An 8,056-nucleotide genomic window follows, 5' to 3' on the forward strand; every position below is an offset into this window, starting at 1 on the left:
GCCGGGGCCCCCCCCCCCCACCGCCCCCCGGGCACCGGCCCGGGGGGGGGGGGGGGGGGCCCGGCCCCCGCGCCCTTCTTGCTCTCCCTTGCGATGTGGCTTCTTATGAGGCCGTTCCGGTCACGGTGGTGCCGGACTTGGTGACCGTGTAGTTCACCGTGCTGCCGTCCCAGAAGTGGTACGTGATCGTGACGGGCTCGCCGTCACGGATCGCGCTGACGAACTGGTCCGGGACGGCGATGGTGCCGCCCTCGTAGTCGGGCAGCCAGCTCACGCCGGACTCCTGGTACGGGGTCCAGGAGGCGGGGCCGGCGTTGGTGCCGTCGGCGTACCGGGCCTCCATGGTCGCGATGTAGTCGCCGTTGAACCGGGTCGGGATGGCGAGGGAGGTCGTCCCGGTCGCGTCCGAGAGCACGGGCGTGTCGTAGGTGATGACGTTGATGCGCCACGGGACGCCCTTGGAGAAGCGGGCCTCGATCGTCGCGTTGACGCCGTAGGCGCGGTCGCCCGCGAGGCGGGTCAGCGTCGCGGCCTTGATGGTGAGCGTGTCGCCCGAGACCGTGTAGTCGGTGCCTTGGACGAGCTTCTTGTCCCCGTGCCACAGGCCCTTGAAGTCGAGGCCGTTGCGGTTCAAGGTGAGCGACTCGTCGGTGACGGTCCCGGCCTTCTCGAGGTAGATCCGGTCGAAGGAGGTGGTGCCCGAGCGGGTGGACCAGCTCGACGCGAAGCGCTCGGCGATGTACGCGTCGCGCCATTCGAGGGTCTCGCGGTTGAGGAACTGGCCGGCGTCCCACAGCATGGTGGTCAACTGCTTGTCGCGGGCCTCGAACTGCAGGGCTTCGAAGAACTTGAGCATCTCGCCGTATTCGATGCGCTCAGGGGACCAGTGGCTGTAGTTGAAGACGGCCCATTCGCCGACGATGACGGGGATGCCGTTGTCCACCAGGGTGTCGTTGGCGCGCTGGAAGTAGCCGACGAGGTCGTCCGCCACCTGCTGGTCATAGGTGGTGAACCCGGCGATGTTGACCGTGAAGGGCCAGAACCCGTAGTAGTGGATGGTCGCGCCGACCATGTCGTCGTCAAGGCCGTCGATCGTCGCCTTGAGCGAGTCCAGGCGCTCCTGCGCGGCGTTGGTGTTCAGCGTCGGCAGGATGAGCAGGCGGTCGGCGTTGCCGCCGCCGGTGCCGCGGACCACGTCGTAGAACGCGAGGTTGAGCTCTTCGTTGTAGGCGTCGCCGGCCGCGCCCTCGGCTCCCACGAACTGCGGCTCGTTGTTGCTCTCGAAGGAGAGCTCGGCCGGGTAGTCCTTGAAGCGGTTGGCGATCTGCGTCCACATCGCCTCGAACTTGGCCATCACGTTGTCATGGTCGTTCGGCAGCTCGTCAAGCCACATCCACGAGTCATGGTGGAGGTTCAGCATGACCTGGAGGTCGTTGGCGAGCGCCCAGTCGACGACCTGCGCGACACGGTCCATACGGGCCGGATCGATGGTGTAATCCGGTGCGGGACCGGTGAACTCGTCCCAGGTGACGGGCAGACGGATCGACTTGTAGCCGGAGGCCCTGACCGTCTGGAGCAGTTCCTCGGTGATGAGCGGGTTGCCCCAGTTGGTCTCGCCGCCCAGCGCGTCGAGGGTGTTGCCGATGTTCCAGCCGGGCTCCATGGCCGCGACCTGCTCGGTCGCGTTGTCCCACTCGACGGGTTCGCCGATGCTGCCGTCGCAGAGGCGGCCGTTGAGGCGGAACTCGCCCGGGTCGGCGTTCGCGCCGGACCAGGAGCCGATGAAGCCGAACAGCACCGAGCCACCGGTGTCGATCTTGGCGTTGTAGCTCTGGTTCTCGGCCCTGACGGTGCCGGATGCGTTGGTGACCTTGGCATTCCACATGTTGCTGACGCTCTGGCCATCGGACCAGGACCACTCGACGTTCCAGCCGTCGACCGGGTCGCCGAGGTTGGTGACTTCCACGTCGGCCTTGAAGCCGCCGGGCCACTGGCCGGTGACCTCGTATTCGACCTCGCAGCCTTGGGCCGCTTGGGCGCCGACGGCGCCGACGAGGCCCGACGTCATGGTCGTGACGGCGATCGCGGCGATCACGCCGAGGCGAAGCCGCCTTCCGCGCACAGGGGTTGGACTCATCTCAAGACTCCTGTCAGGAGAGTGGATTTCCGTGAGGGGCCAGGGGTTCGGGAATCGACATATGCAGATTCCTAGCTCGTATTCACGATAGACAACCCGATTCGCGTTTGTCAATATACAAAACTAACTCGAGTTATTAATGAAGGCATATCGGACATATGATTGCGATCCGTGTCGCCCGTGAAGCAGGCTGCAACGCAACACATGCCGGGATCGTTGACGATCCCGGCATGCGCGCGCTATTTAGTTTCCTACTTTGACAAAGCCTTCAGACTTGGGCCGTGATCTCGAGGACGAGCGCTTCGCCCGGGGCGAGCAGCGGCAGTTGCAGGCCCACTTCGGCGATCACCGAGCCGGGCAGCTGCAGGCCGTGCGCGAGCCACGGCGGGGGCGCCTCGTCGAGGCCGCGCGGCACCGGCAGCTCATGCACCGGCTCGACGCGGTACCGGCGTTCGGGGTCGAGACCGGGCACGCGGAGCGCGGTGGCGAGAGCGCGGTTCCCGGTGGCGTGCCTCGCGACTCGCACGACCGCGTGGCCGAGGTCGTCGCTCACGACGGCGGTCGCGAGGGCTCCGGCGTCGCCCGTGTCGGGATGGGAGAGCGCTCCCGTGTGGAGGAGTCCGCGCAGGCGGCGGTAGCAGGCGATGCCGCCCCGCAGCCGGTCGAGTTCCTCGGGCGCGCACGAGGTGAGGTCCCATTCGATGCCGGCGGACCCGAACAGCGCCGTGGCGATCCGAAAGTCCAGGCTCGACGCCCGGCGCGTGGTGTGGGCGGTCGCCGGGCCGACGTGCGAGCCGATGAGCTCGAGGGGCAGCAGCAGCTCCGTCCAGCGCTGGATCGCCAGGCGCTCAACCGGGTCGTTGGTGTCGGAGGCCCAGACCCGGTCGGTGCGTTCGAGGATGCCGAGGTCGACGCGGGCGCCGCCGGACGCGCAGGACTCGATCTCCAACGCGGGATGGCGTTCCCGGAGGCGGTCCAGGAGCCGGTACACCGCCTCGGTGTGCCGGTGCACGTTCGCGCGTCCATCGTGGACGGCCTCGATGAGGTCGCGGTTCTGGTCCCACTTGATGTAGTCGAGCCCGTATTCGGCGACGAGCGCGGAGATCGCCTCGAGCAGGTACGCGAAGGCATCCGGGTTCGCGAGGTCGAGCGCGTACTGGCCGCGCCAGGCCCGCGTCGTCTCGGGGTGCAGCAGCCAGTCGGGGTGCTCGCGCGCGAGAACGGAGTCGGGGTTGACCATCTCCGGCTCGAACCAGAGGCCGAACTGCATGCCGAGGGCGCGGACGGTGCGCACGATCGGGTGCAGGCCCTCGGGCCAGACCTCGGGGTCGACGATCCAGTCGCCGAGCCCGGCCTTGTCGTCGCGTCTGCCGAGGAACCAGCCGTCGTCGAGCACGAACCGCTCCACGCCGATGTCGGCCGCCTTGCGCGCCAAGGCTTCCAGCCGGGCGAGGTCGTGCTTGAAGTAGACGGCCTCCCAGGTGTTCAGCACGACCGGGCGGGGCTCGCGCGGGTGCGAGGCCCGGGCCCGCAGTGAGCGGTGGAATCGCTCCCCCAGGCCGTCGAGGCCCCGGTCGCTCCAGACGAACACGGCGTCGGGGGTGCGGAAGGACGCGCCGGGGGCGAGCTCGATCTCTCCGGCGCGCAGCAGCGGACCGGCGCCGAGGAGCGTACGGGCTTCGGGCAGGGCGTCGTGGCGGTAGACGGCGTCGCCGCTCCAGGCCAGGTGCACCGCCCACAGCTCCCCCGCGGCGGCGTCGAAGCCGGGGGTCCCGAGGACGAGGGCGAACGGGGAGTCGTGGCCGGTGCGGCCGCGGCGGGTCTCGCGCACGCGGCTGCCCTGCGCGAGGGCGCCGCGCTGGGGGACGCGCTCGCGGGTCCACCGACCGGTGAAGTCGAGGACTTCCGCGGCGCGGTCGCCCACGGGCATGACGGCTTCGAGCGCGGCGAGGGAGAGGGGTTCGTCGCCGGTGTTGACGAGTTCGTGGGCGACGCGCAGGACGCCCGCCTCATCAAGGCGCAGTTCGGTGTTGAGCAGCAGGCCGGGGGCTTCGGCGCGGATGTGGAGGGTCCCGGTGTCGACGTCCGTCTCGAAGCCGGCGTCCGCGACGGACCAGTGCGGGTACTCGGCCCGGCCCGCTCGGTGTGCGGCGAGACCCGGGCGCCCCTCCCAGCCGTCGGGCTCGCCCGGGACCAGGGTGAGCGGCCAGGGGGCGTCGAGCGCGCTGGGCGAGACCGAGCGGACGCGGGCGCGCTGGAGCTGCTCGAAGTCGCCGTGGCTCAGGTCGCCGAGGTCGCGGCCCCAGTGGAGCACTTCGGGGAGGCCCTGTTCGGGGAGGTGCACGACGACGGATACGCCTGCGGCCCAGAGCATCCGGGTCTTGCCTCCGTCGAGAGCGCCGCTGGGCGCGCCCGGCTCCGGGAACGACTCCGGGATCTCGACGACGGCGGCGGGTTCGTTCATGCGGACTCCTCGATGGACGGGTGCGGGGCCGTCCAAGTATCGACAAGCCGCAAAACTTTGTCAATACATGAAACTAACTGTCTTCAGAACCGCAGGAAGTCCCGGATGGCGAGCACCGCGCCGGCCCGCGCCCACTCGGCGAACTCGAACGGCTGGATGTCGAGGGCGAGCGGCGCCTCGTCAGGGCTGCGGTGCGTCGCGATCGCGGCGTCGACCTCGGCGCGGGCGAGCTCGGTGACGGCGATGCCGTCGCCCGTGACCACGATCTTCTCGGGGTCCAGGGTGTTCGCGAGGGTCGCGGCCAGGACGCCGAGGGCGTGCCCGGCATCGCGGAACGCCTGCAGCGCAGCGGGATCACCGCCGCGGGCGAGGTCGAGGACGCTCGCGTAGTCGAGCCCGGGCGTGCGGAGGGCGGCCACGATCGCCGCGTTCGAGAGGTACGAGGCCAGGCAGCCGCGGTGGCCGCGCTGGCAGCGGGGGCCGCCGGGGTCGATCGGCAGGTGCTCGAGGTTGCCGGCCTTGCCGCCGGCGCCGACCACGACCCGGTCGTCGACGACCATGCCCACGCCGATGCCGGTCCCGACGGTGATGAGCACCATCGACTCGTACCCCGCGCCCACGCCGAACCAGTGCTCGGCGGCCGTCAAGGCGCGCACGTCGTTCTCGGCGGTCGCGGGCACGCCGAGGCGCTCGCCCACGAGGTCGGCCAGGGGCACTTCGCGCCAGCCGAGGAAGGGCGACTGCAGCACGATCTGGCGGCCGGACACGGAGACCACCTCCCCGGCGAGGCCGATGCCGGCCGCGCTGATGTCGGGGTGCTCGCGGGAGAGGCGCTCGTAGGCGCCGCCGATCTGCGCCACGGCGTCCTCGACGGACCGCGACCGCAGCGCCTCCTCGTACTCGGCGAGCGGGCGCGCGGTGAGGTCGGTGACGACGGCGAAGAGCCGGTCGCTGGTGAGCTTCACGCCGAGGAAGCGGCGGCCTTCCGGGCGGACGTGCAGGACTTCGCTGGGCCGGCCGGTCGCGCCGCGCAGCTCGAGGGCGCCCTCGGTGACCAGCCCCTGGTCCACGAGGGCGCGTGTGACCCGGGTGAGGCTGGCCCGGGACATGCCGAGCTCGCGCGCGATCTCGGCGCGGGACCGGGGGCCGTGCACCAGCAGTTCGCGGAGCGTGCCGCGTTCCAGGCCGCTGAGGGGGGCGCCGACCGACGTGGTCTCCATGGTGTTCTCCTCGGTTTGTTCATGGACAACGGTATCCGAGCCCCACGAGGCAGTTTTATGTCCTTGGATGTCAGCTTCATAGCTGTTTCGCCGCGCCAGTTTCGCAAATAGTTGGTTTCATTGATTGACAAAGTCGATGGTTGCTGCGTACCGTACTTCGCACCAGGTCAAGGATCTACATCCCTCAATGCCCATCTGGCCTGGCCGACTCTTATCCCTTCGCGACAACGAGGTCATCGACATGACTCCTCCCTCAGACCGGGCGCCGTTCAAGCGCCGCTCCCTGTTCAAGGCCGCAGGGCTCGGGGCCGTGGGGGCCACGGGCCTGCCGCTCGCCGCCTGCTCCGACATCGACTCCAGCAGCGGCAGCACGCAGACCACCGAAGGCTTCGACTTCCTTCCCACGCACGAGGACTGGCCGCTCCCCGTCCAGCCCGACCTGATCGGCGAACCGCCGAACCACCCCTCCGCCTTCACCTCCTACCCCGAACCGGTCCAGGCCGTCACGGACCTCCCCTCGGGCAGCGGCTCCTACGAGCTGACCGTGCCGTGCTGGGGCCCGGCGCCGGCGAAGGACGACCCGTACTTCGCGGCCGTCTACGAAGCCTGGGGCGGCACGAAGCTCGAACTGCGCCAAGGCGACGGCATGACCTACGGCGACACGGCCGTGCAATGGGTCAAGGCCGACGAGTACGGCGACGGCATCCAGCTGTTCAACTACATGACCGGCTCCTTCAGCAGCTTCCAGGAGACGGTGGTCAACAGCTTCTACAACCTCACCGAGATCGTGCAGGGCGACATCTCCGAGCGCTGGCCGCTCCTCGCCGCGATCCCCTCGGCCGCATGGGGACAGGCGGTGTGGTCGAAGGACCCCGACGACCCCGACACGGCCGGCATCTACGCCATCCCGATGAACTACAGCGGCGGCCAGGGCAACGGCATCCTCGCCCGCACCGACCTCATGGAGGCCGCCGGGATCGCCATGCCGACCACGGTCGAAGAGCTCCTGGACGCCTGCCGCGCCTGGTCGGACGACGCGAACGGCAAGTGGGCCTTCGCCACCCTCGACTGGTTCATCGGCCAGTGGTTCGGCCTCGGCGGCACCGACGGCTGGAACTGGGACCCCGAGCAGAAGAAGATGATCAACAACATCGAGCGGCCCGAGTTCACCGAGCTCCTCGAGTTCCGCCGCACCCTGTGGGACGAGAAGCTGATCCACCCCGACGCCCCCACCGGCACGCTCGACCAGGCCGCGATGCAGGAGGCCGGGCAGGTCCTGTTCACCCAGGACAACCTCGTCCGCTGGAACGACTACAACCTCAAGGTCAAGAAGGGCGAGGCCCAGGGTGCGGTCGCCCCGCTCCCGCCGCTGGCCGCGAAGGGCCGCACGCCCACCGTCGCGATGGCGGCCGGCATCGGCGGCTGGACCTTCCTCAACAAGAACCTCTCCAAGGAGCAGGTCGAGGAGATCCTCGACATCGCCAACTGGTGCGCGTCCCCGTACGGCACCAAGGAGTACGAGATCCTCAACTACGGCGTCGAAGGGCAGCACTTCGAGATCGGCGCGGACGGCACCCCCGTCTACACCACGCTCGGCAGCGAGATCGTCCAAGGGCCCGTGCACTACAAGGCCCTGTGCTGCCAGGTCGAGACGTTCCTGACCGGCGACCCCGACATGGTCGCCGCTCGCTTCGAGTACGACGCCTCGATCCAGGACTACGCCATGGAGAACCCGTTCGAAGGCGTGCGGATCGAAGCCCCGGCCGAGGCCAAGGCCGCCGGCTCGACCCTGTGGGACCAGCAGCAGGACATCGCCTACGGGCGCGCCGAGCTCTCCTCGATCCCCGAGATGGTCGAGACCTACATGAAGAACGGCGGCGAGGAAGCCCGCCAGTACTACACGGACGCGTACAAGGCCGTCCACGGCGAATAAAGCCCCCGGCCGGGCGGTTCAGCCACACGACCGCCCGGCCGCTCCGGCTCCCTACAGGATCTACGACGACTGGAATCCCAAACGATGGCAACACTCCAGAGCACCGCGCCGCCGGACACCGAGCGGCCCGTGAACCGCCCCGTCGTCCGGCGCAAGCGGACCGTGCTGCAGCGGTTGCGCCACGACTGGCCCCTGCTGCTGCTGGCGCTCCCCGTGGTCGCCCACCTCGCGGTGTTCCACTACTGGCCCACGGCCTGGAACATCATCGCGTTCATGGACTACAGCCCCTACCGGCCGTTCTG

General features: G+C 69.4%; 4 protein-coding genes and 1 pseudogene. 2 read left to right on the forward strand and 3 right to left on the reverse strand.

Annotated features, from left to right (window positions below; translation table 11 throughout):
- Positions 1-103 precede the first annotated feature (103 nt).
- The 3 genes from O2L01_RS03630 to O2L01_RS03640 all read right to left on the reverse strand — a co-directional run bounded on the left by O2L01_RS03630 (position 104) and on the right by O2L01_RS03640 (position 5,821).
- A complete protein-coding gene (locus tag O2L01_RS03630; protein ID WP_270120465.1) occupies positions 104-2,137 on the reverse strand; it encodes a cellulase family glycosylhydrolase in 2,034 nt (677 codons plus the stop codon).
- A 268-nt stretch (positions 2,138-2,405) separates the two neighbouring features.
- Positions 2,406-4,601, reverse strand: a complete 2,196-nt coding sequence (locus O2L01_RS03635; protein ID WP_270120467.1) for an alpha-galactosidase — start codon at positions 4,599-4,601, stop codon at positions 2,406-2,408.
- A gap of 83 nt (positions 4,602-4,684) precedes the next feature.
- Positions 4,685-5,821: an ROK family transcriptional regulator gene (locus O2L01_RS03640; protein ID WP_270120468.1), complete on the reverse strand. Its 1,137-nt coding sequence runs from the start codon at positions 5,819-5,821 to the stop codon at positions 4,685-4,687.
- A gap of 241 nt (positions 5,822-6,062) precedes the next feature.
- On the opposite strand from O2L01_RS03640, the gene O2L01_RS03645 reads away from it, so the two are divergent.
- Both O2L01_RS03645 and O2L01_RS03650 read left to right on the forward strand, forming a co-directional pair.
- Positions 6,063-7,754, forward strand: coding sequence for a type 2 periplasmic-binding domain-containing protein (locus O2L01_RS03645; RefSeq protein WP_270120469.1), 1,692 nt, complete (start codon positions 6,063-6,065; stop codon positions 7,752-7,754).
- Positions 7,755-7,838: 84 nt separating this feature from the next.
- A pseudogene (locus O2L01_RS03650) lies at positions 7,839-8,056 on the forward strand (sugar ABC transporter permease); the annotation flags it as partial.

The sequence above is a fragment of the Glycomyces lechevalierae genome, assembly GCF_027622945.1.
GTDB lineage: Bacteria > Actinomycetota > Actinomycetes > Mycobacteriales > Micromonosporaceae > Glycomyces > Glycomyces rutgersensis.

Excerpts from the sequence above, each read along its gene's own strand:
- O2L01_RS03630 (WP_270120465.1), bottom strand. The coding sequence starts at position 2,137 with ATGAGTCCAACCCCTGTGCGCGGAAGGCGGCTTCGCCTCGGCGTGATC.
- O2L01_RS03635 (WP_270120467.1), bottom strand. The coding sequence starts at position 4,601 with ATGAACGAACCCGCCGCCGTCGTCGAGATCCCGGAGTCGTTCCCGGAG.
- O2L01_RS03640 (WP_270120468.1), bottom strand. The coding sequence starts at position 5,821 with ATGGAGACCACGTCGGTCGGCGCCCCCCTCAGCGGCCTGGAACGCGGC.
- O2L01_RS03645 (WP_270120469.1), top strand. The coding sequence starts at position 6,063 with ATGACTCCTCCCTCAGACCGGGCGCCGTTCAAGCGCCGCTCCCTGTTC.